Source organism: Dysgonomonas mossii (assembly GCF_004569505.1).
Lineage (GTDB): Bacteria > Bacteroidota > Bacteroidia > Bacteroidales > Dysgonomonadaceae > Dysgonomonas.
Genome location: NZ_SPPK01000001.1, coordinates 1,112,173 through 1,136,681, shown reverse-complemented (window position 1 = coordinate 1,136,681; position 24,509 = coordinate 1,112,173). Strand labels below are relative to the sequence as shown.

25 protein-coding genes and 1 pseudogene are annotated in these 24,509 nt (G+C 35.0%); 19 read left to right on the top strand and 7 right to left on the bottom strand.

Going from position 1 to position 24,509, the window contains the following annotated elements; all coding sequences use genetic code 11:
• The first annotated feature begins 191 nt into the window (after positions 1–191).
• The 10 genes from E4T88_RS04805 to E4T88_RS04760 are packed head-to-tail and all read left to right on the top strand — an operon-like array spanning position 192 to position 10,747.
• On the top strand, positions 192–1,280 hold the full coding sequence (locus E4T88_RS04805; protein WP_260393669.1) for an O-antigen ligase family protein: 1,089 nt from the start codon (positions 192–194) through the stop codon (positions 1,278–1,280).
• Positions 1,281–1,296: 16 nt separating this feature from the next.
• Positions 1,297–2,187, top strand: a complete 891-nt coding sequence (locus tag E4T88_RS04800) for a glycosyltransferase family 2 protein (RefSeq protein ID WP_135104321.1) — start codon at positions 1,297–1,299, stop codon at positions 2,185–2,187.
• The gene (locus E4T88_RS04795; protein WP_135104320.1) at positions 2,184–3,335 is read left to right on the top strand and encodes a glycosyltransferase family 2 protein; all 1,152 of its coding nucleotides are present in this window, start codon (positions 2,184–2,186) and stop codon (positions 3,333–3,335) included. The genes E4T88_RS04800 and E4T88_RS04795 overlap by 4 nt, the downstream gene beginning before the upstream one ends.
• A gap of 15 nt (positions 3,336–3,350) precedes the next feature.
• Complete coding sequence (locus E4T88_RS04790) at positions 3,351–4,466, top strand: glycosyltransferase family 4 protein (RefSeq protein WP_135104319.1); 1,116 nt, start codon at positions 3,351–3,353, stop codon at positions 4,464–4,466.
• Entirely contained in the window at positions 4,463–5,083 is a 621-nt protein-coding gene (locus E4T88_RS04785; RefSeq protein ID WP_135104318.1) for an acyltransferase, read from the top strand. The genes E4T88_RS04790 and E4T88_RS04785 overlap by 4 nt, the downstream gene beginning before the upstream one ends.
• A complete protein-coding gene (locus E4T88_RS04780) occupies positions 5,068–6,048 on the top strand; it encodes a glycosyltransferase (RefSeq protein ID WP_135104317.1) in 981 nt (326 codons plus the stop codon). Before E4T88_RS04785 ends, E4T88_RS04780 begins: the two co-directional genes overlap by 16 nt.
• A complete protein-coding gene (locus E4T88_RS04775) occupies positions 6,035–7,513 on the top strand; it encodes an oligosaccharide flippase family protein (protein ID WP_167755426.1) in 1,479 nt (492 codons plus the stop codon). Before E4T88_RS04780 ends, E4T88_RS04775 begins: the two co-directional genes overlap by 14 nt.
• A gap of 11 nt (positions 7,514–7,524) precedes the next feature.
• Positions 7,525–8,406, top strand: a complete 882-nt coding sequence (locus tag E4T88_RS04770) for an alpha-1,2-fucosyltransferase (RefSeq protein WP_135104315.1) — start codon at positions 7,525–7,527, stop codon at positions 8,404–8,406.
• Between the two features lies 1 nt (position 8,407).
• Complete coding sequence (locus E4T88_RS04765) at positions 8,408–9,529, top strand: glycosyltransferase (protein WP_135104314.1); 1,122 nt, start codon at positions 8,408–8,410, stop codon at positions 9,527–9,529.
• A gap of 21 nt (positions 9,530–9,550) precedes the next feature.
• Complete coding sequence (locus E4T88_RS04760) at positions 9,551–10,747, top strand: glycosyltransferase family 2 protein (RefSeq protein ID WP_135104313.1); 1,197 nt, start codon at positions 9,551–9,553, stop codon at positions 10,745–10,747.
• 34 nt (positions 10,748–10,781) lie between these two features.
• On the opposite strand, the gene E4T88_RS04755 is transcribed toward E4T88_RS04760, so the two are convergent.
• Positions 10,782–11,192: a Fur family transcriptional regulator gene (locus E4T88_RS04755; RefSeq protein WP_135104312.1), complete on the bottom strand. Its 411-nt coding sequence runs from the start codon at positions 11,190–11,192 to the stop codon at positions 10,782–10,784.
• A 546-nt stretch (positions 11,193–11,738) separates the two neighbouring features.
• On the opposite strand from E4T88_RS04755, the gene E4T88_RS04750 reads away from it, so the two are divergent.
• Positions 11,739–13,898 (top strand): TonB-dependent receptor, encoded by a 2,160-nt coding sequence (locus E4T88_RS04750; RefSeq protein WP_135104311.1) that lies wholly within the window; start codon positions 11,739–11,741, stop codon positions 13,896–13,898.
• Positions 13,895–14,377: a DUF4625 domain-containing protein gene (locus tag E4T88_RS04745; protein WP_135104310.1), complete on the top strand. Its 483-nt coding sequence runs from the start codon at positions 13,895–13,897 to the stop codon at positions 14,375–14,377. Before E4T88_RS04750 ends, E4T88_RS04745 begins: the two co-directional genes overlap by 4 nt.
• A gap of 335 nt (positions 14,378–14,712) precedes the next feature.
• Here E4T88_RS04745 and E4T88_RS18755 read toward each other — a convergent pair.
• Positions 14,713–14,895, bottom strand: a pseudogene (locus E4T88_RS18755) (alpha-L-rhamnosidase-related protein); the annotation flags it as partial.
• 195 nt (positions 14,896–15,090) lie between these two features.
• On the opposite strand from E4T88_RS18755, the gene E4T88_RS04735 reads away from it, so the two are divergent.
• The 7 genes from E4T88_RS04735 (at position 15,091) to E4T88_RS04705 (ending at position 22,832) form a co-directional block, all read left to right on the top strand.
• Positions 15,091–16,395, top strand: a complete 1,305-nt coding sequence (locus E4T88_RS04735; RefSeq protein ID WP_135104309.1) for a TolC family protein — start codon at positions 15,091–15,093, stop codon at positions 16,393–16,395.
• Between the two features lie 22 nt (positions 16,396–16,417).
• Positions 16,418–17,500, top strand: coding sequence for an efflux RND transporter periplasmic adaptor subunit (locus E4T88_RS04730; RefSeq protein ID WP_135104308.1), 1,083 nt, complete (start codon positions 16,418–16,420; stop codon positions 17,498–17,500).
• Positions 17,501–17,504: 4 nt separating this feature from the next.
• On the top strand, positions 17,505–20,711 hold the full coding sequence (locus E4T88_RS04725; protein WP_135104307.1) for an efflux RND transporter permease subunit: 3,207 nt from the start codon (positions 17,505–17,507) through the stop codon (positions 20,709–20,711).
• Between the two features lie 2 nt (positions 20,712–20,713).
• Positions 20,714–21,025, top strand: a complete 312-nt coding sequence (locus tag E4T88_RS04720) for a hypothetical protein (RefSeq protein ID WP_135104306.1) — start codon at positions 20,714–20,716, stop codon at positions 21,023–21,025.
• Positions 21,026–21,027: 2 nt separating this feature from the next.
• Complete coding sequence (locus tag E4T88_RS04715; RefSeq protein ID WP_135104305.1) at positions 21,028–21,216, top strand: YgaP family membrane protein; 189 nt, start codon at positions 21,028–21,030, stop codon at positions 21,214–21,216.
• A 67-nt stretch (positions 21,217–21,283) separates the two neighbouring features.
• The gene (locus E4T88_RS04710; RefSeq protein ID WP_228093724.1) at positions 21,284–22,198 is read left to right on the top strand and encodes a phospholipase A; all 915 of its coding nucleotides are present in this window, start codon (positions 21,284–21,286) and stop codon (positions 22,196–22,198) included.
• 16 nt (positions 22,199–22,214) lie between these two features.
• The gene (locus E4T88_RS04705) at positions 22,215–22,832 is read left to right on the top strand and encodes a class I SAM-dependent methyltransferase (protein ID WP_135104304.1); all 618 of its coding nucleotides are present in this window, start codon (positions 22,215–22,217) and stop codon (positions 22,830–22,832) included.
• A gap of 51 nt (positions 22,833–22,883) precedes the next feature.
• On the opposite strand, the gene E4T88_RS04700 is transcribed toward E4T88_RS04705, so the two are convergent.
• Genes E4T88_RS04700 through E4T88_RS04680 form a run of 5 tightly spaced genes read right to left on the bottom strand, consistent with a single transcriptional unit; the run spans position 22,884 to position 24,504 of the window.
• Positions 22,884–23,072 carry a heavy-metal-associated domain-containing protein gene (locus tag E4T88_RS04700; protein WP_135104303.1) on the bottom strand — a complete coding sequence of 63 codons (189 nt, stop codon included), beginning with the start codon at positions 23,070–23,072 and terminating at the stop codon, positions 22,884–22,886.
• A gap of 9 nt (positions 23,073–23,081) precedes the next feature.
• On the bottom strand, positions 23,082–23,459 hold the full coding sequence (locus tag E4T88_RS04695; RefSeq protein ID WP_135104302.1) for a MarR family transcriptional regulator: 378 nt from the start codon (positions 23,457–23,459) through the stop codon (positions 23,082–23,084).
• A gap of 24 nt (positions 23,460–23,483) precedes the next feature.
• Positions 23,484–23,954 (bottom strand): thioredoxin, encoded by a 471-nt coding sequence (trxA, locus tag E4T88_RS04690; RefSeq protein WP_135104301.1) that lies wholly within the window; start codon positions 23,952–23,954, stop codon positions 23,484–23,486.
• A 2-nt stretch (positions 23,955–23,956) separates the two neighbouring features.
• Complete coding sequence (locus tag E4T88_RS04685; RefSeq protein ID WP_135104300.1) at positions 23,957–24,193, bottom strand: hypothetical protein; 237 nt, start codon at positions 24,191–24,193, stop codon at positions 23,957–23,959.
• Positions 24,194–24,201: 8 nt separating this feature from the next.
• Positions 24,202–24,504, bottom strand: coding sequence for a rhodanese-like domain-containing protein (locus E4T88_RS04680; RefSeq protein ID WP_135104299.1), 303 nt, complete (start codon positions 24,502–24,504; stop codon positions 24,202–24,204).
• Between the last annotated feature and the right edge of the window lie 5 nt (positions 24,505–24,509).

The following is a 24,509-nucleotide window of genomic DNA, read 5'->3' as shown; positions in this document are numbered from 1 at the left end:
TAGTTAATTACATAATTATGGGCGTCAGCCGGTATGTCTCGAGCATTTCCGGAGGAATAGTAATGGACGCTTTATTGCTATTAATACTATTTATTCTATTTGTACGTACGGTCTTCTTTTCTGTCGATTATTGGAAAAGATTTAATAATCCATTGACATATCTTTCTCTTATTTGGCTTATTTACTGTATTATGGAGATTTTAAACCCATATACAACAATTGAGCTTTGGATGACTTCAGTAAGAGGTTTGGGATTTTATTTATTCTTATTTGTAGTTGTTACCACGGCTTTATTCAAACACTATAAAGAAGTGAAACAAATACTGCTTTTATGGGGAATCCTCACTATTTTGGCTGTTTTAAAGGCTGTTATTCAAAAATTTATAGGATTTGATTGGGCTGAAAATCATTGGCTCTATCTTGAAGACGGAGCAAGAACACATATTATTTATTCGGGCATACGATATTTTTCATTTTTCACTGATGCTGCTAACTTTGGGTGTAGTATGGCTTTATCTATGGTTGTATTCTCAATAAGTGCATTATATATCAAGAGTAAAAAGTTAAAAGTTTTTTTCATTATTGTAGCTATATTAGCTGGATATGGCATGCTGATATCGGGAACCAGAACGGTTTTAGCGATATTATTTGCAGGATATGCAACCTTTATTTTAATATCAAAGCTCGGTAAAGTTATTATTGGTGGAACTTTTCTTATATTATCCTTATTTATTTTTCTCAATTTCACCAATATTGGTCAGGGTAATGCAGATATACGTCGCATGAGAACAGCTTTTCATGGCACCGAAGATGCGTCTTTCAATGTTAGGGTTGAAAATCAAAAAAAAATGCAGGAGTTCATGCCTGCCCATCCATTTGGAATTGGTATAGGAAAGGCTAAGCACACAGATTCAAAAGATCACATGTATGGTTTAGCGACAGATTCTTCTCTTATATATGTATGGATAGAAACAGGTATTGTAGGCCTCATTCTTTTCATTTCTATTTTTCTATTTGTACTAGGAAGAGGTATATATGATGTGTTGTTTCGTATCAAAAATAAAGAACTTAAAGGCATAATGAGTGCCTTAATAGCCGGGCTCTCCGGAATTTTAATTGCATCTTATGGCAATGAGGTACTACAACAGTTCCCTACCGGGCCAATTTTATATATATGTATGACATTTATTATGATGGGGCGGTATTTTGACAAAGAGATAGAAAACAAAGAAGCCGAAAATAGCAAGTTATCTTCAGAAAACGAATATAACTCTAATTAAGATTTAGCATAAGGATATGAATGATATCTATATATCTATAATAACCGTCAACTATAATGGAATGAATGATACATGCCATATGATAGATAGCTTAATGCAACATCTATCAAAAGTATCGTATGAAATCATTATAGTGGATAATGCTTCTTTAAAAAATGAAATCACCGAGATACAAGCAAAATATAAAAACATACATTGTATAAAAAGTGATTCGAACTTAGGTTTTGCTGGAGGCAATAACTTGGGCATAATGCAGGCTAAGGGGAAATACGTCTTATTATTGAATAATGATACATATATTAATGATGATTCATTATTAAGTCTCGCAGAGTTCTTAGATTCAAACACAACTGTAGGAGCTGTTTCTCCTAAAATAAAATTTGCAGATTCCAACATTATTCAGTTTGCAGGCTATACCGATTTATCTCAAGTCACATTGAGAAATAGTCTGATTGGTTTTGGAGAGACTGATTTAGGTCAATATGATACACCGGCTAAGTCTCCATTCCTGCATGGAGCAGCAATGATGCTTAGGCGAGACATTATAAAAAAAGTAGGTCTAATGTCTGAAATATATTTTTTATATTACGAGGAATTAGACTGGTGCGAGCAAATAAAGAAGAATGGATTTGAGTTGTGGTATAACCCTCAGGCTGTAGTATTTCATAAAGAAAGCCGGAGTGTAGGACAAAATAGTCCTTTGCGATGTTATTATATGACACGTAATAGATTATTGTATGCATGGAGAAATAGGAAAGGCTTGATTCGATTAATAGCTATACTATATCAATTTCTTATAGCCAATCCTAAAGGAATTTTTACCTATATATTCAACGGGCGCTTCGATTTAGTTCGAGCTTCTATAAGGGGAATGATTAGTTTTACTAACATGAGAAAAACTTTATGAACATCATTAATATAGTTGATTCAATATTATTTGCATTGATGTTATTTTCTGTTTTGTACCTTCTTCTATTTGCAATAGCTTCGCTAAAAAAAAGAAAGATACATTATCCTGAAACAGAAAACAAACTCAAATATGTTATTCTTTTCCCTGCATACAAAGAAGATAAGGTTATAGTATCATCTGTAACCTCCTTCCTTGCTCAGGAATATCCTAAAAGTCATTTCGATATTGTTGTTATCTCGGATCAACTGAAAGATGAAACAAACGAAGAACTATCTCAGTTAACTGTTGATCTACTCTTTGCTAATTACAAAGACAGCACAAAAGCAAAAGCTTTAATTTTCGCGCTTGATAATCTAAGTAAAGATGATTATGATGCTGTAGTAATAATAGATGCAGACAATACGGTAAGTCCTAATTTTTTGAATGAAATAAATAAAGCTTTTTCCTTTGGTATAAGAGCCCTGCAAGTTCATCGTATAGCAAAAGAGCCGGAGACTGATATGGCTATCTTGGATGCTGCAAGCGAAGAGATAAACAATTCTTTTTTCAGAAGAGGGCATATACGGTTAGGACTATCATCTGCACTCAGCGGTTCAGGGATGGCCTTCGAATACAAATGGTTTAAAAAGAATATTAAAAACATATCTTCTGTGGGAGAAGACAAAGAATTAGAACTACAGTTATTACGACAAGGTATATATATAGATTATTTGGAAGATGTATTTGCCTATGATCAGAAAGTACAGAATCAACAGGTCTTTTACAATCAAAGACGAAGATGGATGGCTTCTCAATACGAAAATTTGGTAAGAGGGATGAAATATATTTCAGAGGCTCTGACAACAGGAAATATCGATTTATGTAATAAACTTATACAATGGGCTATGCTTCCTCGGCTGATCTTATTGGGATTGATATTCGTTGTTGCAGTTTTATTCTTATTTATTAATATATTTTGGGCTATAAAATGGTGGATATTGTTAATGTTTATGTGCTTATCTTTAGCCATTGCTATTCCGGATGAGATGGTTAATGAACGTTTGATAAAAATACTCAGGAAATTGCCGAAACTGTTTATTTTGATGGTTATAAATCTATTCCGAATGAAAGGCGCAAAAAAGAAATTTATACATACAGAACATTGATATTAAGAATAGTAAATGAAAATTGCAATTGAAGCACAGCGTATATTTCGGAAGAAGAAACACGGGATGGATATTGTCATCTTAGAAGCTTTGCGGGAATTACAGAGACAAGATACGTTTAATGAATATTATATATTCGTAGCTCCGGGACCTGACAAGTGTTTAGAAAAAACCTCAAACTTTCATATAGTAGAAGTAAAATGTCCGTCCTATATATTATGGGAGCAAATAGGACTGCCTCGTGCTGTATCTAAAATAAAACCCAATGTGGTGCACTGTACAAGTAATACCGCTCCCCTATTTGTAAATGTACCGTTGATAGTGACATTACATGATATAATATTTTTAGAAAAGAAACAAAGTTCCAATAAGTCCCTATACCAAAACCTAGGGCGGATATATAGAAAACTTGTTGTGCCTCAAATTTTATCGAAAAGCAAGAAAATTATTACCGTATCAGATTTTGAACGTGAGAATATTTGCAAAAAGACAAATATACCACCATCTCAAGTAGTCACTATTCACAATGGATACAATAAGCGGTTTCATTATATACCAAACTATCATAACATTACAAAAAAATATATAGAAGAGGATAACTACATTTTATTCTTTGGAAACACTGATCCTAAAAAAAATACGCTGCGAACAATAAAAGCTTATGCCTTATATCTGGAGAAATCCGATTATAAAAGACCTCTTTTAATTTTAGATATTAATAAATCTATCATTGAGGAAATCCTGAAGGAAGAAAACATAGAGCACATAAAGCCTTTTGTACATTGTCCCGGATATATAAATAATTCAGATCTACCATATATATACAATGGCGCATTTGTTTTTATTTACCCATCTTTGAGAGAAAGCTTTGGCCTTCCAATCTTGGAGTCGATGGGCTGTGGAACCCCTGTTATTGTATCCAATACATCTGCTATTCCCGAAGTAGCAGGCGAAGGAGCTTTATATACAGATCCATATAACGAACAAGATATTGCCAATAAGCTGCTACTTATTGAAAATGACGAAGAAAAATATCAAAATTTAGTTGAATACGGAAGATTAAGAGTAAATTCGTTTTCGTGGGAATGGACGGCTAAAAAACTGATGAATGTATATAACTCTGTATTATGAATATACAAAAGGTAAGGATCTTATTAGAAAATAAACCTCATTTAAAAAAGATAGTATTAAATGCGGTCATGCATCCGATTAAAACCAGACCTAGATTATGGGTTCGCTTTTTCCAATTCATATATATAAAAAAAGGCAAAGGAAGTGTTATATATAGAAATGTTCGTAAAGATATAACCCCATTTAATAAGTTTGTAATAGATCATCATTCAGTTGTCGAGTCTTACTCGGTATTAAATAATGCTGTAGGAGACATATTTATAGGAAGTAACAGCCGCATAGGTATGTCCAACACAATCATTGGACCTGTCTCTATCGGGAATAATGTTAATCTTGCCCAGAATGTTGTTCTTTCGGGCTTAAACCATAATTATGAGGATATAGAAAAAAATATCGATGTACAAGGAGTATCAAAAAATTTAATAAAAATAGAGAATAATGTATGGATTGGAGCTAATGTAGTAATTTTAGCGGGAATAACTATTGGCACTCATTGTTGTGTGGGAGCAGGTAGTGTAGTAACAAAAAATATACCTCCATACACTATAGTTGCTGGAAATCCGGCAAGAATTATAAAAAAGTTTGACTTTCAGAAAAAAGAATGGGTGAGAATATAAATAATCCAAAAGTAAGTATTATCATTCCTGTTTATAATACCGAGTCATTTGTTGAAGAGGCAATTCTGTCTATACTCAATCAAACGCTGAGTGAGACAGAAGTAATTGTTGTGGACGATGGCTCAACAGACAGCAGTCTCGAAATAATAAAAACACTCGCTGACACTGATTCTCGTATAAAAGTTTTTTCTCAAAGAAATCAAGGACAATCTGTAGCCCGTAATCTAGGACTAAGTATCGCAAAGGGGGAATATATTTACTTCATGGATAGTGACGACATACTGAAAAAAGACACCTTAGCATGTTGTTACAAAAAATGCAACGAAGAACAATTGGATTTTGTCTTTTTTGATGCCCTCAATTTTGGCAGCGAAAATATATCTTTTCCTCTAAATTACGACAGAAAAGGAAAAATCAACGATCACCTTATTTATAGAGGACCTGAGATACTCAACATACTGCTTGATATAAAAGAATACAGAGTTCCTTTATGGCTTTATTTCATTAAGACTTCTTTTATTAAAGAAAATGAGTTATTGTTGCAAGCCGGATTATCTCATGAAGACCAGATATTTTCAGCGCAAATATTTTATCTGGCTGAAAAAGTAGGATACATACCTGAAATATTTTTCATGAGGCGCATAAGAGCTAACTCTGTTATGACAAGTCTCTTCTCTATACGAAATATCACCTCTTATTTTAAAATAGTTAGATACCTATTAAAGTTTGTAGAAAACAAGCCTCAATCAATACAAGAACTGAATGCAAAGACGATAAAATACATATTTGATCCGGCTGTATACGCCTCTCATACTTTAAACTTCAAGGAACGTATGTCTGTAGCCGAAACCTGTATGTTAGAGTTTAGTAAATATATCTCGTTTAAAAGTTGGCTAGTACTTTTGTTCCCATCTTTTCTTACTATTAAATCTTATTTCAAAAAATTACATAGTGGGAGAAAATAAAGCATATAGGTCTATAATAAAAACAACGTCTTTGTTCGGAAGCGTGCAGGTGTTTCAGATACTTATCAATCTGATAAGAGGTAAGCTTATTGCGATTTTATTAGGGTCGAGCGGTATGGGATTAAACAGTCTTCTGGTATCGTCCATGACTATGATGAATAATATTTCGGGATTGGGACTTAATTTTAGTGCTGTACGTGAAATATCAAAAACTACGGAGACAGAAAGTCGAGCTAAAATCATCGTTATTTTTCGCAGATGCCTTGGCTTCACTGCTCTACTCGGATTTCTGCTAACTATCATTTTTTCTCCAGCTCTCAGTTATTTCACATTCTCGAGATTCGATGAAACGTGGATATTTGGATGTTTGGCTGTCAGTCTGGTATTAAATATTCTGTCTACAGAAGCAGTAGTGCTATTGCAAGGAACCCGTAATCTGAGTGCATATGCAAAACTAACGGTTTCTATTTCTCTCATTTCGTTATGTGTTACTATACCGGTTTATTATTTTGGAGGAATTAAGGCAATCGTCCCTGCAATTATATTATCATCGTTTGTCAGTTTTGTTTTAAGTAAATATTATATCAACCGTATCAAAACAGGTAAACCCGAAGTTACTAAAAAAGAGACGATAGACAAAGGAAAAGAAATGCTCAAGCTTGGTATAGCAATGATGGCAGCAACTACAATAGGATCTACTACTTCATATTTGGTAAACACTTTTATATACAGTTACGGGACAGCATCCGACTTGGGGTTATATCAGGCGGGGATGAGCATTACAAGTCAATCTATCGGGCTGGTATTTTCAGCAATGTCTATCGATTACTTTCCTCGTTTGGCTGCAGTAAGCCATGATAGGACAAAAACAAGACGTATGGTAAATCAACAAGCCGAGATAACGCTATTACTATCCACTCCTATCCTACTCGTATTGATGGTTACAGCACCACTATTGATACATCTACTCCTTACCTCAGAGTTTATGCCACTTGAAGGATTTATAAGAATTTTAGCATTAGGGATGTTCTTCAAAGCGGCCTCATATCCTTTAGGAACTATATCCTTTTCGAAAGGTGATAAAAAAACATTTTTCCTACTCGAAGGTGTAGGAATTAATATTGCAACTCTTATATTCAATATATTAGGATATAGCATCGGGGGATTCAGCGGCTTAGCTTATTCATTCCTATTTGTGAATGCAGCATACTATGTAGCTATCAATATTATTACATTCAAACTATACTCATTCAGGATGAGTAAATCATTGAAAAGAATCTTTATAATACAGCTATTAATTCTTGCTTTAGCCTTTTTATCTTTTAATAGTCTCTATAGTCTATATGCTTATATATTACCTATTATATTAGTTTTGGCCGTTGCTATTTTTTCGTACAAACAATTGGATAGGTTAATAAATTTAAAAGCTTTTATTATCAGTAAGTTTAGCAATAAAAACAGTTAATATAACAAGATATGGTATATAGTATATTGACCGATCGAATAGGAAATAATTTATTCCAGATTGCCGCCGGAGCATCATTAGCACATCGCAACAATACCGATTACATGGGATGTGCGACAGATTTTGAAGTTCCAAACGGAGAACAGATTGAAAAATATATTAAGCAATATGAGCATACAATTCTTAGGAAAGTCAAAATTATAAATACTCTCCCAACAGATATTGTAACCTATAATCAGCCTGATTTTGGTTATACACCTATAGAATATGTCGATAATATTTGTCTTAGAGGATATTATCAGACAGAAAAATATTTCGATCAGGATTTTATCCGTGAGCTATTCGAAATAGATGAGCAAACAAAAGAATACATACAAAAAAAGTACGGGCATATCCTTTCTAAAGGTGTAATCTCGCTACATGTCAGACGGGGCGACTATATAAACCGTCCCCTACGCCAACCGGTTTGCTGTATGCCTTATTTTAAAAATGCGATTAGTTACTTTGGGAAAGATAAACTATATTTAATCATTAGTGATGACATAGAATGGTGTAAGAAAAATTTCAAAGGGAATAATTTTTTCTTCTCAGAAGGAGAAAGTTCTATTGTTGATCTTTATCTCCAAACAATGTGTAATCACAATATCATTAGTAATTCATCTTTCAGTTGGTGGGGAGCGTGGTTAAACAATAATCCGGAGAAAATAGTTATAGCACCAAAAAACTGGTTTGGAAAACAAATGAAGGATTGGAATCTTCAGGATTTAGTTCCATCTGAATGGGTAAGACTACCTAATCCGAAAGATCTAGGGCTAAAATTAAAAATATTGAGATATAGCATTGACGATCTATATAAAAGAGCCATAAAAAGATTACAACATATTTTTAATTGAGATGAAACTATTATACCTGATTTTTCATGGATTTGAAGCATATAATGGCATCAGTAAAAAAATACACTATCAGGTTAGTGCTTTGAAGCAGTGTGGCGTAGAAGCACATCTATGCTATATTCATATTGACAATGATGGTTATCAGAGACGAATGATAGATGATCAGGTTCTTGAAAATATTGGGCATGGAATTAAAGCCAAAATAAAGAAAAGAATTGACTATTCTGCGATATTAAATTATATAGAAAAGAACAACATCAACTTGATTTATATTAGATCATATCACAATGCAAATCCGTTTTTAATTTCCTTTGTTAAGCAAGCGGCTAAAGTAGGGGTGAAAACATTACTCGAAATCCCGACCTACCCATACGACAACGAATATATCAACAGTTCTTTGCCAACTCGCCTACAGCTACTTACAGATAAACTCTTTCGCCGCAAACTAGCTCATAATATATTCAGAATTGTGACATTTTCAAACGAAACAAATATCTTTGGAGCAAAAACAATTAATATATCGAATGGTATAGACTTCGATGCTATAAAAATAAAAGAGCCGACAAATAGTAATCCGAATATAATTACTCTGATAAGCGTAGCTGAAATTCATGTTTGGCATGGATTCGACCGTTTACTAAAAGGATTAACCGAATATTATAAAGTGAAACAAGATGTCGAAGTTCGGTATGAAATTGTTGGATACGGAGATGAACGTGAAATCTCGAAATTAAAAAATTACATAATCCAGAATAAACTAGAGAAATATGTCACCTTCCACGGGCCACAATATGGAGAAAGCTTAGATAGCTTGTTTAATCAGGCTTCAATCGGAATTGCGAGCCTGGGACGTCATCGAAGTGGAATCACCAATATAAAGACTCTAAAAAACCGAGAATACGCAGCAAGAGGCATTCCATTTATCTACTCCGAAGTAGACAATGATTTTGAAGAAAAACCTTATATTATGAAAGTAAGTGCTGACGAATCACCAATAAATATCCTTGACGTGATTGCATTTTATGAAAAAGTAAAAACAATATCTGCTATAGAAATACGCAATTCTATCAATAATCTTTCATGGAAGAATCAGATGGAAAAGGTTATTTTAGCTTGTAAATAAACGATTTGAATTGTTGTTTCTATGATTTTAATTATTGTATTCTGCCTATTTGCATTCATTATTTTCTATACTTACTTAGGGTATGGCATCTTAATTTGGTTTCTGGTTAAAATCAAAGAAATTTTAAAACCACAAAGTAAGAATAAATTGCAAGATGTCGAGTTACTCGATGTGACCTTGCTGATTGCAGCTTATAACGAAGAAAACGTTGTGGTCGAAAAAATGGCCAATATAGAGTCTTTAAATTATCCAGAGGAAAAGCTCCATGTTGTCTGGGTTACTGATGGTAGTACAGACAGTACAGTAGAAATGCTAAAGTCGTATCCTAATATAAAAATCTTACATAAACCTGAACGTGAAGGCAAAACTGCAGCCTTAAACAGGAGCATGTCTTACATAGATACTCCTATTGTTATATTTACAGATGCAAATGCTATACTAAACACTCAATGTATAAATGAAATAGTATCGCTATTTGCAGACAGTAAAGTAGGTTGTGTAACAGGAGAAAAAAGAGTAAACATAGAATCAAAAGATAACGCATCGTCTAGTGGCGAAGGATTTTATTGGCGCTACGAATCTGTATTAAAAAGCTTAGACTCTCGTTTATACTCTGTAGTTGGTGCTGCGGGAGAGTTATTTGCCATAAGACGTGATTTGTTTCAATATATTCCAAATGATACAATTCTTGATGATTTCGTCTTGTCTCTAAAAATAGCACAAAAAGGTTATCGCATAGCATATTGTTCCGAAGCATATGCAATGGAATATAGCTCCGATTCGATGATAGAAGAAGAAAAAAGAAAAGTAAGAATTGCAGCAGGAGGACTACAAGCTGTATGGAGATTATGTCCATTACTTAATATTTTCAGATACGGGCTACTAAGCTTTCAGTACATATCCCATCGCGTGTTGAGATGGACCATAACGCCTTTGGCTCTTTTTGCTCTATTGCCTCTTAATGTATTACTTTGTATACAAACCTACCCTACTTGTACATTGCCTGCTATATTATTAATATTACAAGTTATTTTCTACTTATTAGGTTTTGTAGGATATACACTTGCTAAAAAGGAGATAAAAAATAAAGTGTTGTTTATTCCATATTATTTTCTTTTTATGAATTTAAATGTCATAAAGGCATATTCTTATTTAAAGAAAAGAAGTAATAGCGGAATATGGGAGAAGGTTAAAAGAAAATCTACTCAGAATAGTTAAATTGGAGAAATCAAGATACCAAGAAAGAACCTAATTATAGAGGCTCACTACATTTATTACAACTCCCTTTTATTAATATCTCACATTCGTCAGATTTAAATCCTTCCGGTAAGTTATACTTTTTTAAAGATATATTGTCGAGACAAGTTATTGAATGACAACTTTTACAATAAAAATGAGCATGATCTTTTTTATTGCCTGAAAGATGAATATCATTCAGTACATATTTTGTTATGTTATCAACTGTAATTTTATGTATGATTTCAGTTTCCAATAATGTTTGAACAGTGCGATAAAAAGTTATACGATCGTAAAGATCTCCCATCTCCATCTTTATATCACCCTCGGTTAAAGAAATACTCCTCTTTTGCAAAATATTAATCAGCATAACTCGCTGAGCTGTTTTCTTTAAACCCTTATTTCTGAGTATATCTATTGCATTCATAATATCAATATTTATAGGTAAACAAAAGTACCACAAAATCACAGACCACACAAATTGATTATATATTAATATTGAAACAATGTTGCATTTAAATAAAATTTATATCTTTGCTGTCTCCTAGTCAAAATTCATATTCGGTGTGAGGCAATATAAAGTAAATAAAATTATCTTGGCGTGGCTATTAGCGGCTATCTTCATAACCCCGCTTATAGTTAAGGGTATTCATATTTATAAATATGAGTGCTACGAAGAACATTGTTCACATGCTAACGATAAACATAAACCTCAACATAATAGTAATACATGTCAGGTTTGTAAACTCACGTTTTCTTTATTTACTGAAGCTAGTTTTCGCATTTCGGATACAATACAAATAATATATACTAGCCGGATATATTCCTTATATCTGGAAAATGGATATAACTCGATAACCCAACTCAATTATCTACGAGCACCACCCTCTATTAAAAACATATTTTCCTCCGGGATAATTCTATCCCAACTTTATTCGTAAATTATTTTAATAAAATAAAAACAAATACTTATATGCATATCCGAATTATTCGGGTTATGCTCTTGCTGGTATTTGTATTGCCTTTGTATAGTCAAGAATCAGATTCTATCAAACAGGTAGAGTTAGAAAGTATTACTATAACTGCAACATCTTATAAGACATCGAGTAAACTTAATTCAGCTCTGTCGATAGAAGTAGCAGAAAAGGATTTTTTAAGAAGTCACTTTACAGGCAATCTTATACAAGCACTAGAGCATATACCGGGAGTCCGTTCTATGGATATTGGTTCCGGATTTTCGAAACCCATGATAAGGGGAATGGGATTCAATCGCATTTCTGTAACCGAAAATGGAATTAAACAGGAAGGCCAACAATGGGGAAGCGATCACGGCTTAGAGATTGACGCGTTTAATATCGAACGAGTCACTGTCCGCAAAGGGCCATCCTCACTCCTTTATGGGAGCGATGCAATGGGAGGCGTTGTAGAAATAACACAAGGTCCCCCACCCTTTGATAATCAGATTTTTGGTGAAGCTATGGTACTAGGCAAAAGTGTAAATGAAACATTCGGCGGTTCTGTATTATTAGGTCTGAAAAAAAATGCATGGTATACAAAGTTTCGATATTCCGAACAGCGTTTTGGAGATTATCGCATACCGACAGATACCATTGTTTATCTTACTCAGAAAGTACCAATATATAATCGGAAGTTGAAGAATACAGCCGGTATTGAGCGTAATATAAGTTCATACACCGAATACCGTAGCGGAAAGTATTATTCGAATTATTCAATCAGTAATGCCTATCAAAAAATAGGATTTTTTCCCGGAGCACATGGCATACCTGATATATACCGTGTACAGGACGATGGAGATGACCGTAATATTGAATTACCATATAGCAAAGTAAATCATTTGAAAATAACATCGCGACAGCAATATATATGGGATAAACTCATTGGATATTGGGATGTTGGATATCAGAAGAATCACAGGGAAGAGTGGAGTAAATTTCATACACATTATGGAACACAAGCACCTCCGGATAAAAATCCGGATCAGGAATTGGTTTTCACCCTGGATACATATAGTTCTTCTATCAAGTTGAAAACAATAGCCTCAGCCACATGGGAATATAATGTCGGGCTTGATATTCAATATCAACAAAACCGTATATCTGGATATTCGTTTCTCTTACCCAAGTACAATAGATTTACAAGTGGAGTATTTGGTCTTGCTACATGGCGACCATCACAGCAGCTTAGCTTTAGTGGAGGTATTCGCTACGATCATGGGAATATTGACATATCGGCTTATAATGATCCTTACCTAGAAACATATCTGCAAGAAATGGGATATGAGGACGAACTGATAAAGCAATATAAGTGGCGTAGCTATCCAGTAAATCGCAACTTTGGAGACTTTTCTGGATCGCTCGGTATTATATGGAATCCGAATATCTATCATCTTGTAAAAGCGAATATAGGACACAGCTTTCGGCTTCCCGGTGCAAATGAGTTAGCAGCAAATGGAGTACATCATGGTACGTTCAGGCACGAGCAAGGAAACCCATCGCTTAATTCAGAAAGAGGATGGCAGCTGGATGCATCTTACTTATATGAAAACAAGAGCATTTCTTTTTCCATCACTCCGTTCTTTAGCTGGTTTGGCAATTACATTTTTCTGAAACCAACAGGCGAATGGTCTGTACTTCCTCATGCGGGACAGATATATCGATATACGGGTGCTGAAGCTATTTTTGCAGGAACGGAGATATCTTTCAGTATAGACTTGTTTCCACATCTGAATTATTCTTTCACAGGTGAGTACGTATATACTTGCAACCTTGATGAGAATACTCCTTTAAGTTTCTCGCCACCGGCATCTATGCGAAATACAATAACATGGAAAAAGAATCAATTCCAAATACATGCCGAACTTTATAGTATTGCAAATCAAAATAGAGTGTCAAAGAACGAAAGTCCAACATCAGGAACCAATTTAATTAATCTCGGAGGAAATATAAGTATTCCGATATATAACACAATGGTAGATATCAGTTTATCACTGCGAAATCTATTGAATAATAAATATTATAACCACTTAAGTTTTTACAGAAAAGTTGAGATTCCAGAACCGGGACGCAACTTTCAATTATCAATTAAAATACCTTTTAAAAGTAAATTAAAATGAGAACAATTATTAAAATCCTATTCCTATCAATTATTAGTATAATAACATCTATATCATTTACATCTTGTAGTAATGATAACGATGGAGATACAACTCCACCTGTAATCAATCTAACTGCTCCGACAGAAGGCGCTGTATTAAAAATCGGATCAGATATTCATTTGGACATGGAATTATCTGACAATGAAATGTTATCTTCCTATAAAGTAGAGATACATAACAACTTTGATGGTCATAACCATACAAAATCATTAAAAGCCGAAGACAGTACTACCGCATTTGCTTTTCAGAAAACATGGAGTGTAACCGGACAAAAAACAGCCAAGATACATCATCATGAAATAATCATACCGGAAAATGCAACCCCTGGTAATTATCACTTGATGGTATATTGTACAGATGCCGCCGGGAACGAATCGTATGTTGCACGTAATATTGTATTAAGTCATGACGGAGAAGATGGTGATCATGATCACTAGATAAAAGCCCCTTTATAAGTAAAACCTCAGTATAAATCAATAAACTATACTGAGGTTTTCTTTTGAATTCAACAATTTCATTTACAGCAAAAAAAAACTCTTATACAATAACTTAACAAGTATTTTATTTGTAATTCAGATTCTAAATCAAAGAAAAAGGCTAGTTCAGACACGCCATTTCCAATTTCAATAGAAGATTTTGCTTTTTCCAAAGCAAGCCCATTTACTTTACTCTTATGAGCATTAGTTGGTACGATAACTGTTCCACGGCATCCCACCGGAAGTGTAACATTCATTTTCAACATGGAATACATAAAGTCTGCCGATTTGTTTTATATAGCCCATCTGGTAAGAATAGAAACGCCCACCAATCCTACTGCTATATGATCATTGTATTTCTCTTTTGTTTCTCTGAATAGTTAATCTTTCACTTTATCATAAACGTCCGAAGGCGTTACTCCTACAAGCATTGGATACAACATATCAAGTTATGAAGCTGTAGAATATATATTCTTATCAGCATCAAAGTTACTAAACAACAAAATTTAAACGGTCACTTACATACCCATTTGAAAGTTCAAATAATACCCATCCAAATATTTTCCATTGGAAATTTGTTTCTTTGGAAAATTATATTTTACTTTGCAATATATTTCTAAAGGATATTATTTCCAGTAGATATTTTATTGATCTAAATAATATTAAAATATAAAATGAAAAAGGCAAGTATTATTATTAGTGCTATTCTGGTTAGCTTTCTAATGCAAGCGCAAAATCAGTATATTTCAGTAAGGGATGCTGTAGAGATTGCAATGAAAAATAACAACAATCTTAAGATCTCCGAGTTGGATGAAAAAGTAGCAAATGCTAATTATCATCAAACAGATGCAGTATTTCTTCCACAAATAACAGCTGGATATACAGCTTTAAGTACAAATAACCCACTAAATGCTTTCGGATTTCTATTGCAGCAAGAATCTGTTACTGCAATGGACTTCGATCCTGCCAAACTGAATAATCCCGGAGCAAGACAAAATTACAGTGCTCAGGTAGAGGCTAAGCTACCATTGTTGAATATGGATATGATCTATGCTCGCAAAGGAGCTAAAGCTCAAGAAGAAGTTTACAAATACAAAACGGAACGAGCCAAAGAATACATCGAATTTGAAGTACGAAAGGCATATATTCAATTACAAATGTCTTATCAAGCTCGAAATATCCTTCAAAAATCATTAGACGATGTGAAACAAATACATCAATCAGTTTCCAATTTCTATAATCAAGGATTAGTTCAAAAATCGGATGTACTGAATGCTCAGGTGCAAGTAAATACAATTGAAACAGCATTGGCAAAAGCCGAAAGTAATATACAAAATGCCTCAGACGGACTGCGTCTCCTGATGGGATTAGATAGCAGCAGTGATGTGTATGTGACAGATTCGCTATCACAAGAGATAAACCTGAATCAAGACAGTGAGCTTTCATCTTTTCGGTCCGATATCATGGCATTAAACAAAGCTGTAGATGCAACTAGCATGATGGTAAAATCCTCAAAGATGGCATTCCTTCCACGTATCAATGCCTTTGGCTCATATAGTTTAAATGATTCTAAGGCTTTCAAATTTGGGAATGATTCTTACCTCGTTGGTATAAATCTAAGTTGGACAATATTTTCAGGCAATCAAAATCGGAGTAAGATGAAATCGGCACAATTCCAACGAGATAAAATACAAGAAGAGCTCAGCCTGCATATCAAAAAAGAAGAACTAGAGCTAAATAAAACCAAGCGTGATCTGAACGATTCCCAAGTCGAGATCAACAAGCAAAAGGCCAGCGTGGAACAAGCTGATGAAGCATTACGTATTCTCTCCAATCGCCACCGAGAAGGTTTAGCGAGTACCACAGATCTATTGATGGCACAAGCTCAATTCTTTCAACAAAAACTTATGCTATCTCAATCTATTATGTCGTATAATATAACAGAAGCATACCTCAATTTTTTATCAAAAACTAAGTAACAAATAAAATCGATAAATAGATATGAAAACTTTAAGAAATGCATTTTTAGGAATAGTGGGAATATCAACTCTTTACTCCTGCTCTTCTTCTGATAAGTTAGAGGATAAAGATAAGACTATAGTAAAAGTAGAAGCTTACTCTCCGGCCCAATCGACAAACGAAGGATTTTACCTTAGCGGTGAGGTCACAGCCAAGCAAACGGCTAATATAAGTACCCGAATGATGGGCTATGTAACGAAGATATATGTAAAACCTGGTGACAAGGTAGCATCAGGACAGCTTCTCGTATCAATCAGCAGTGATGATATTCTGGCAAAAAAGGCTCAGATACAAGCTATGATCACCGAAGCTGAAGCAGCAGCAAAAAATTCCCAACGTGATTATGAGCGTTTCAAAACACTACGCAACCAAAACAGCGTATCTGATAAAGAACTCGAAAATGTAGCTTTGCAGAATACTTCGATGAATGCCAGAGTACAAATGGCTCGTCAACAGATGAACGAAGTAAATGCGATGCTTTCCTACACCAATATACGCGCTCCATTTTCGGGAGTCGTAACACAAAAAATGGTGGACGAAGGAAGCATGGCAAATCCGGGAATGCCTATTTTGACAATTGAGCAGAATGGTGAATTGCAGGTTATAGCATCTATCCCCGAAAACTATATACAGTATGTAAAAGTAGGCGATGTAGCCAAGATGGAATTGAAATCATTAGGGATAACGATCGATGGAAAAGTATCCGAACTCAGTCCGTCGGCATTCCGCACAGGAGGACAATACTCTATGAAATTGGCTATTGACACAAAAGATAAAGAAAATATACGTCCGGGAATGTATGTAAATATATTGATACCGAACAAAACAGGTGAGAATATTACATCTAAAATCATGCTGGACAAAAGCTCTATTGTATACCGCGATCAGCTTACGGGAGTATATGTGATAGACGACCAAAGTCAAGCTAATCTTCGCTGGATACGTTTAGGCAAGACAATCGGCAATCAGGTAGAAGTACTTTCGGGGTTGAGCCAAAATGACAAAATTGTATCCAAAGCCGAAGGCAAATTATATAACGGAGTAAAAGTATCTGTAAATAAATAAAATTATGGAAAACGGAATTTCAGGAAAAATAGCCGGAGCGTTTATCAAGTCTAAATTGAGTATCCTACTCATGCTAGCTTTTATGCTCTTAGGTCTGTTCAGCATATATTTTATACCCCGCGAAGAAGAACCTCAGATTGAAGTTCCTATGGCGGACATCATGATTGGTTATCCCGGAGCAACACCCCAGGAAGTAGAATCAGGTGTTGTACAACCTATCGAAAAAATCATATCGAATATCAAAGGTGTAGAGCATGTTTATTCTACTTCTATGAATGGTATGGGTATGCTCACCGTGCAATTTTATGTGGGCGAAGATGTGGAACGTTCGTTAGTAAAACTTTACAACGAAATGATGAAGAATATGGATCGTATGCCACAAGGTGCTACTATGCCATTGGTAAAATCACGAGCCATAGATGATGTACCTGCATTAGCTTTCACTTTTTGGAGTGATAAAATGGGTGATTACCAAATACGCCAGGTAGCAGAAGTAGTTGGCAACGAGATAAAGAAAATACCGGATGTAGCACAAGTGAATATCGTAGGTGGACAAAGTCGACAAGTGAAAGTCATGCTCGACAAAGACAAGATGGCTCAAAGCAAGCTCGACTTTCGATCAATAGCCCAATCACTGCAAGTAAATAATGCACAGATGCAAAGCGGAAATATCGTAACAGGAGATATGGTTTACTCTGTGCAGACAGGCAATTTCTTTGCGAATGTAGATGAAGTGAAGAATCTGATTGTAGGAACAAATGATAATCAGCCGGTTTACCTGTATCAAATAGCAGAAGTAGAAGACGGACCGGAAGTACCCAAACAATATGTTTCGTTTGGATATGGAGCTGCGTCAGGCGATAAAAAAGCCGGCATGCCCGACGACTATTCGGCTGTAACTATTTCTATTGCCAAGAAAAAAGGTGCTGATGCAATGAAGCTGGCAGAAGTAGTCATTGATAAAGTAGATCACCTGAAAAAAGATGTCATCACAAAGGATCTGAATGTGGAAGTCTCTCGTAATTATGGAGAAACTGCGTCGCATAAAGTATCCGAATTACTGTTCCACTTATCTATTGCAATTATAGTTGTAACCCTGTTTGTAATGATAGCTATGGGATGGCGTGGTGGTTTGGTGGTATTTCTTTCCGTGCCTGTAACATTTGCCCTCACTCTTTTTGCTTATTACTTCTTGGGATATACACTCAATCGTATTACACTGTTTGCTTTGGTGTTTGTTACAGGTATTGTTGTGGATGACTCCATTGTGATTGCGGAAAATATGCACCGTCACTTCAAGATGAAAAAACTACCACCGTTACAAGCTGCGCTATATGCTATCAATGAGGTAGGGAATCCGACTATCTTGGCAACGCTGACTGTTATCGCTGCCGTACTGCCCATGGCATTCGTATCGGGAATGATGGGGCCATATATGAGTCCGATGCCTATAGGTGCATCCATAGCCATGATTTTCTCATTGCTAGTAGCACTAACATTGACTCCATATTTCGGATACTTATTCTTAAGACATAAAGAAAAGAATGGAAAAGGAGAGGATTCCGCAGAAAAAGAATTGGATTTACACGAAACAAAAATATATAAGTTATATGCTAAAATAGTAACACCGTTTTTGGAAAGCAGAAAACGCCGCTGGACATTTATGATTGGCTTAACTGTCGTTTTACTGGGATCGTTTGTGTTGTTTTATACAAAATCTGTTCCGGTAAAAATGTTGCCTTTCGACAATAAGAATGAATTTCAAGTGGTAATAGATATGCCGGAGGGAACGACTTTGGAACGTACTGCCGCCGTAGCTAAAGAATTAGCTGTATATATCAGCCGAAATGATAAAGTAACCAATTATCAAACTTATGTGGGAACTTCTGCTCCTATCAGCTTCAATGGATTGGTTCGCCACTATGATATGCGAATGGGTGACAATGTAGCTGATATACAGGTTAATCTTGTTGACAAAGGAGAACGTAGCGAACAGAGTCATGATATAGCGACATCGGTGCGTGCCGATTTGCAAGCTATCGGCAAAAAATACAATGCCAATGTAAAAATAGTAGAGGTACCGCCCGGTCCTCCTGTAATGTCTACAATTGCAGCCGAGATATATGGTCCTGACTATGATCAACAAATAGCTGTAGCCAAACAAGTGAAAGATATACTGACTGCGACAGATAACGTTGTTGATGTGGATTGGTCGGTAGAAGATGCTCAGACTGAATATAAGTTTGAGGTGGATAAAGACAAAGCTATGAAATTGGGAATTCCAAATGCACAAGTAGTTCAGAATATGAGAGCGGCTCTATCGGGTATGCCTGTAGGTATATTGCATCAACCTTCGTCAGTCAATCAAGTAGGTATTGTACTTCAACTGTCAGAAAAAGAGAAATCAAGCATAGAAGATGTATTAAGCATGAAAGTTGTGAATCAACAAGGTATGGCAATTCCCGTTAGCGATTTAGTGAAAGTCACTAAAGGTGAAAAGGAAAAGAGTATTCACCGCAAAGATCAAAAACGTGTAGTTTACATATTAACCGAAGTTGCAGGAAGTTTAGAAAGCCCTATATATCCTATTACGGAAGTGTCGGATAAGTTATCTCAGGTAAAACTTCCTGATGGATACACTTTATCAGAAGAATATAGTAAGCAACCAAAATATGAAGACAACTTTTCCTTAAAGTGGGATGGAGAATGGCAAATAACATACGAGGTGTTCCGCGATTTAGGATTAGCATTCTTATTTGTATTAATTATTATCTATGTACTCATTGTCGCATGGTTCCAAAACTTTATCACACCATTGGTACAGCTGGCTGCTATACCTCTATCATTGATTGGTATTATTTTCGGCCACTGGATTATGGGAGCTTACTTTAGTGCTCCGTCTATGATTGGATTTATTGCCTTAGCCGGAATTATGGTACGCAACTCTGTATTGCTTATCGACTTTATCGACATACGTCTCAAAGATGGTATTCCATTAAAACAAGCTGTAATTGAAGCCGGAGCTGTACGCACTACACCTATCATACTGACTGCAGGAGGCGTAGTTTTGGGGGCAATCGTCATTCTATTCGACCCTATATTCCAAGGGTTAGCAATCTCACTGATGGGTGGAACAATAACCTCTACTGTGTTGACACTGATTGTTGTGCCACTGTTGTATTTCAAAATGTTGAAAAAGAAAGTAAAATGATTATGAAGCTATTAGTTGTATTAAGTATAAAGGAATATCAGGAGCAGGTAGGAAGTCTGCTCCATGATGCCGGAGTAAAACGGTTTAGTGTAACAAATATCACCGGATATAAAAAGAAGGAAGAAAACTTGGGCTGGTTTGCAGCGAATGGAAGTAATGCAAAAACTAATTCGATAATGCTTTTCAGCTTTGTAACAAAAGAAATAGCAGACAAGGCTATTTTAGATATTGATAGTTGTAATATTGAGACAAAAAATCCTTTTCCTGTACATGCTTTTGTCCTTGATGTAGAGAATTTTTCTAAACTGATTTGATTATGAAACGTGAATATATTATACGGATAGTAGCGGGAACAATGGTACTAACAGGTATTTCTCTGGCTTATTTTGTTTCTATCGGATGGCTGTTCTTACCTGCATTTGTTGGTGTGAATCTTATACAGTCTTCGTTCACTAAATTTTGCCCGTTAGAAATCCTGCTCGATAAACTGAATATTAAACGGTAAATTGATTAATTAAACTTGAGAGAGCAAAACCGAACACTGAAATCGTCTTTTGCTCTCTTTTTTAGATATGAAAGCAATATTTTATATAATAATCGTATTGTTTATCCTCATTATACACATACCCAGGGTCTACTCACAGGAAAATACTATCTTACAGGTAGATAGTATTTCACTTCGGAATAACTATCTGAATGAGATGCAGTCAATAAATGTATTGAAACATAAACCGATTGAAGTTTCGGAAGACCTTGTAAGGTCAGTACTCGACAAACAGGCTCCTTTTGCGGTATATAAGGATAATTATATGGTAACCGGAATCCCTTTAAATAAATCTGTAACCCGCAAAACAGCGGATGCATTTTTCCAATTTAGCATTCGTCATAGAGTTACCAGAAGTGTACTCCCTTTCAACTCATTCTTATACATTACTTATTCTCAGAAATCATTTTGGGATATTTACGATGAATCAAGTCCTTTCAGCGATACAAATTATAATCCGGGAATAGGCATAGGTAGGTATGTGATAAAAGACAACAAACTGAAAGGGGCAATGATGATTTCTTTGGAACACGAATCGAATGGTAAAGCAGGAGAAGATTCCCGTAGTTGGAACTATATAAATCTGTCAGCTAAATACTTTTACAATATGCGATTATCGGCTAAAGCTCAAATATATCTACCCTATGTAGATGGTGGTAATAATAAAGATTTGTTGCGCTACAAAGGATATGGAATCTTTTCGGTCAATTATATTGATAAGGAAAATTTATGGTGGTTTAGCCTTAATATAATCCCTCGAGATAAGATTATAAACCCTAATTTACATACATCTTTATCATTTAGAGTATCTAAAATTTCAAATCAATACTTAACTTTGGATTATTATGCAGGATATGGAGAAGGGTTGCTAAATTACAAGAAATATACAAATCAGGTAAGAATAGGATTTACGATAAAACCGGATTTCTTCAGTGCATATTAACAAAAAATGAATGACTATGAATAATAAATGGGACGAAAGTTACAATATGAAGGAATACCGCTATGGAGAAGCTCCGAATCTATTTTTCAAGCAAATCATCGATACGCTTCCAATAGGAAAAATTCTTCTTCCGGCTGATGGAGAGGGACGAAATGGTGTATATGCAGCGACAAGGGGTTGGAATGTAGATGCTTTCGACCAAAGCCAGCAAGCTAAAGAAAAAGCCTTGCGTTTGGCTCAAAAGAATAGCGTGGATATTTCATTCAAAGTGATTGATTTCGAAGACATCTCTGAAAATTATATTGTAGACTCTTATGATGTAATCGCTCTTACCTATGTTCACCTACCGGAACAGTTAAAAGCAAGATATCACAGATCATTATTGCCTTTTTTTAAAATTGGAGGGCATATTATTATCGAAGGATTTAGCAAAGAGCATGTAAAATACCAGCAACAAAATCCATTGGCGGGAGGTCCTCCTCAACTGGAAATGATGTATTCGAAGGAAGAGATTTTATCTATTTTTGAATCTTTAAAAATAGATTTATTGGAAGAGATCACTGTAGAATTGGCAGAAGGTATAGGGCATAATGGAAAAGCCTCTGTAATACGCTTTATCGGGCAAAAGATATAAAAGAAAGAAGCAACAGTTGTTATTTACCGTTGCCTCTGTTTACTTTATAGATCAATATATATTTTCAAATTTTTCCTGAAGTTCTTTTTCTGTGATTTCTTCTGTGTGATCGATAACAATAGCTTTATTCGCAATATCCACATTCACACCATATACTCCGGGAACAATACCGATTTCTTTGCCTATAGACCGCGCACAGCTATTACACTGTATATTTTCTACATTTATAATTGTCTTCATAGGCTACGATTATAAATTGACTACAGGTTTGAGCGTTTCGGGAATGTCGAACTCAGCACATTTTATCGATTCAAGCTTTTTCTTGCCCAAATCAGTCAAAGCAAAATACATCTGACGCTTGTCTTCCTTACCTACAATACGGCGGATAAGACCTTTCTTTTCGACCGACTTTATCACTTTTGATGTATTCGAATTACTCAGCCCCAATACGCTCGCCAACTCATTTGATGAATATTTTTGAGTATTTAGCGAACATAGCAGCATTCCTTCATTCAGTCCAAGATCATATAATTGTTGAAAATTTAGTTCAAAGTCATAAATCGCCCGATACACATCTCTGATCTGACATAATGTTTTTACTTGCGAATTATTTATATTGTCTGCCATTTTAGTCTAAGTTTATATTTACTGTTATTCTTTTAATAAAAGATTATCAATAGCTTCCTTTAATTGCTGCTTAGGTAATGCTCCTGCAGCCATCTGAGGTTGTGCATTCATCGGAACAAAGAGTAAAGATGGTATACTTCTTATTCCGAAGAGAGCTGCAAGTTCAGGCTCTGTTTCCGTATTTATCTTATAAATATATATACGATCTCCATATTCTGCAGCCAATTCTTCCAACACCGGAGCTATAGCCTTACAAGGGCCACACCAGTCAGCATAGAAATCGATCAATGCCGGCTTATCCCCCAAATATTTCCACTCAGTAGGATTTGTTTCAAAATTAGCAACTTTTGATAAAAATTCAGCTTTTGTTAAATGTATTGTTGTCATTTTATTTTCTTTTTTAATTGTTTCTTCTATTTGATTTTTTGTTTTTGCCTTGTTATTACAAGAAATAAGCAATAATGCCACGAGTGAGAATAATACTGTATATTTCATTTTTAATCGGGTTTATATTTTTTTATCTGATCTCCATAAATATTTTCTTTGTGCTTAGTATCTGTATAGCATTCTCCGGAACCACAACAGGAAATATTCATAATTGCCTGAAAAAGCAGCCATCCTCCAAAAACCAGAAATATATAATTTTGCGAAATCATAGAATAGATAGCCATAAGTATTCCCAATAGCAAACGAACGATCCGTGCAAAATCCCAATTCTTCAATATGCGATTCATTTTGTTATTCATTTAAAATTAAACCAACTTCCACCATTATATACTTCCTGAAAACCTTTATTTCTTAGAAATGTTACTGCACTGCGGCTACGCATGCCACTCACACATACAGCAATAATCGGTTTATCTTTTTGCAGTTTCGATAAATTACTGCTTAAACTATCCAACGAGATATTAATAGAATGGGTAGCTGCCCCTTGTTTATACTCTTCTTTTGTACGAACATCTAAAAGTATAGCACCATCCTCTAAGAGTGCCTTAAAGTCAGCCTTATCCTCTAGTCCGAAAAATCTGCTAAGAAATCCTGCCATATTAT

Excerpts from the sequence above, each read along its gene's own strand:
- E4T88_RS04805 (WP_260393669.1), top strand. The coding sequence starts at position 192 with ATGGAGATTTTAAACCCATATACAACAATTGAGCTTTGGATGACTTCA.
- E4T88_RS04800 (WP_135104321.1), top strand. The coding sequence starts at position 1,297 with ATGAATGATATCTATATATCTATAATAACCGTCAACTATAATGGAATG.
- E4T88_RS04795 (WP_135104320.1), top strand. The coding sequence starts at position 2,184 with ATGAACATCATTAATATAGTTGATTCAATATTATTTGCATTGATGTTA.
- E4T88_RS04790 (WP_135104319.1), top strand. The coding sequence starts at position 3,351 with ATGAAAATTGCAATTGAAGCACAGCGTATATTTCGGAAGAAGAAACAC.
- E4T88_RS04785 (WP_135104318.1), top strand. The coding sequence starts at position 4,463 with ATGAATATACAAAAGGTAAGGATCTTATTAGAAAATAAACCTCATTTA.
- E4T88_RS04780 (WP_135104317.1), top strand. The coding sequence starts at position 5,068 with ATGGGTGAGAATATAAATAATCCAAAAGTAAGTATTATCATTCCTGTT.
- E4T88_RS04770 (WP_135104315.1), top strand. The coding sequence starts at position 7,525 with ATGGTATATAGTATATTGACCGATCGAATAGGAAATAATTTATTCCAG.
- E4T88_RS04765 (WP_135104314.1), top strand. The coding sequence starts at position 8,408 with ATGAAACTATTATACCTGATTTTTCATGGATTTGAAGCATATAATGGC.
- E4T88_RS04760 (WP_135104313.1), top strand. The coding sequence starts at position 9,551 with ATGATTTTAATTATTGTATTCTGCCTATTTGCATTCATTATTTTCTAT.
- E4T88_RS04755 (WP_135104312.1), bottom strand. The coding sequence starts at position 11,192 with ATGAATGCAATAGATATACTCAGAAATAAGGGTTTAAAGAAAACAGCT.
- E4T88_RS04750 (WP_135104311.1), top strand. The coding sequence starts at position 11,739 with ATGCATATCCGAATTATTCGGGTTATGCTCTTGCTGGTATTTGTATTG.
- E4T88_RS04745 (WP_135104310.1), top strand. The coding sequence starts at position 13,895 with ATGAGAACAATTATTAAAATCCTATTCCTATCAATTATTAGTATAATA.
- E4T88_RS04735 (WP_135104309.1), top strand. The coding sequence starts at position 15,091 with ATGAAAAAGGCAAGTATTATTATTAGTGCTATTCTGGTTAGCTTTCTA.
- E4T88_RS04730 (WP_135104308.1), top strand. The coding sequence starts at position 16,418 with ATGAAAACTTTAAGAAATGCATTTTTAGGAATAGTGGGAATATCAACT.
- E4T88_RS04725 (WP_135104307.1), top strand. The coding sequence starts at position 17,505 with ATGGAAAACGGAATTTCAGGAAAAATAGCCGGAGCGTTTATCAAGTCT.
- E4T88_RS04720 (WP_135104306.1), top strand. The coding sequence starts at position 20,714 with ATGAAGCTATTAGTTGTATTAAGTATAAAGGAATATCAGGAGCAGGTA.
- E4T88_RS04715 (WP_135104305.1), top strand. The coding sequence starts at position 21,028 with ATGAAACGTGAATATATTATACGGATAGTAGCGGGAACAATGGTACTA.
- E4T88_RS04710 (WP_228093724.1), top strand. The coding sequence starts at position 21,284 with ATGAAAGCAATATTTTATATAATAATCGTATTGTTTATCCTCATTATA.
- E4T88_RS04705 (WP_135104304.1), top strand. The coding sequence starts at position 22,215 with ATGAATAATAAATGGGACGAAAGTTACAATATGAAGGAATACCGCTAT.
- E4T88_RS04700 (WP_135104303.1), bottom strand. The coding sequence starts at position 23,072 with ATGAAGACAATTATAAATGTAGAAAATATACAGTGTAATAGCTGTGCG.
- E4T88_RS04695 (WP_135104302.1), bottom strand. The coding sequence starts at position 23,459 with ATGGCAGACAATATAAATAATTCGCAAGTAAAAACATTATGTCAGATC.
- trxA (WP_135104301.1), bottom strand. The coding sequence starts at position 23,954 with ATGAAATATACAGTATTATTCTCACTCGTGGCATTATTGCTTATTTCT.
- E4T88_RS04685 (WP_135104300.1), bottom strand. The coding sequence starts at position 24,193 with ATGAATCGCATATTGAAGAATTGGGATTTTGCACGGATCGTTCGTTTG.
- E4T88_RS04680 (WP_135104299.1), bottom strand. The coding sequence starts at position 24,504 with ATGGCAGGATTTCTTAGCAGATTTTTCGGACTAGAGGATAAGGCTGAC.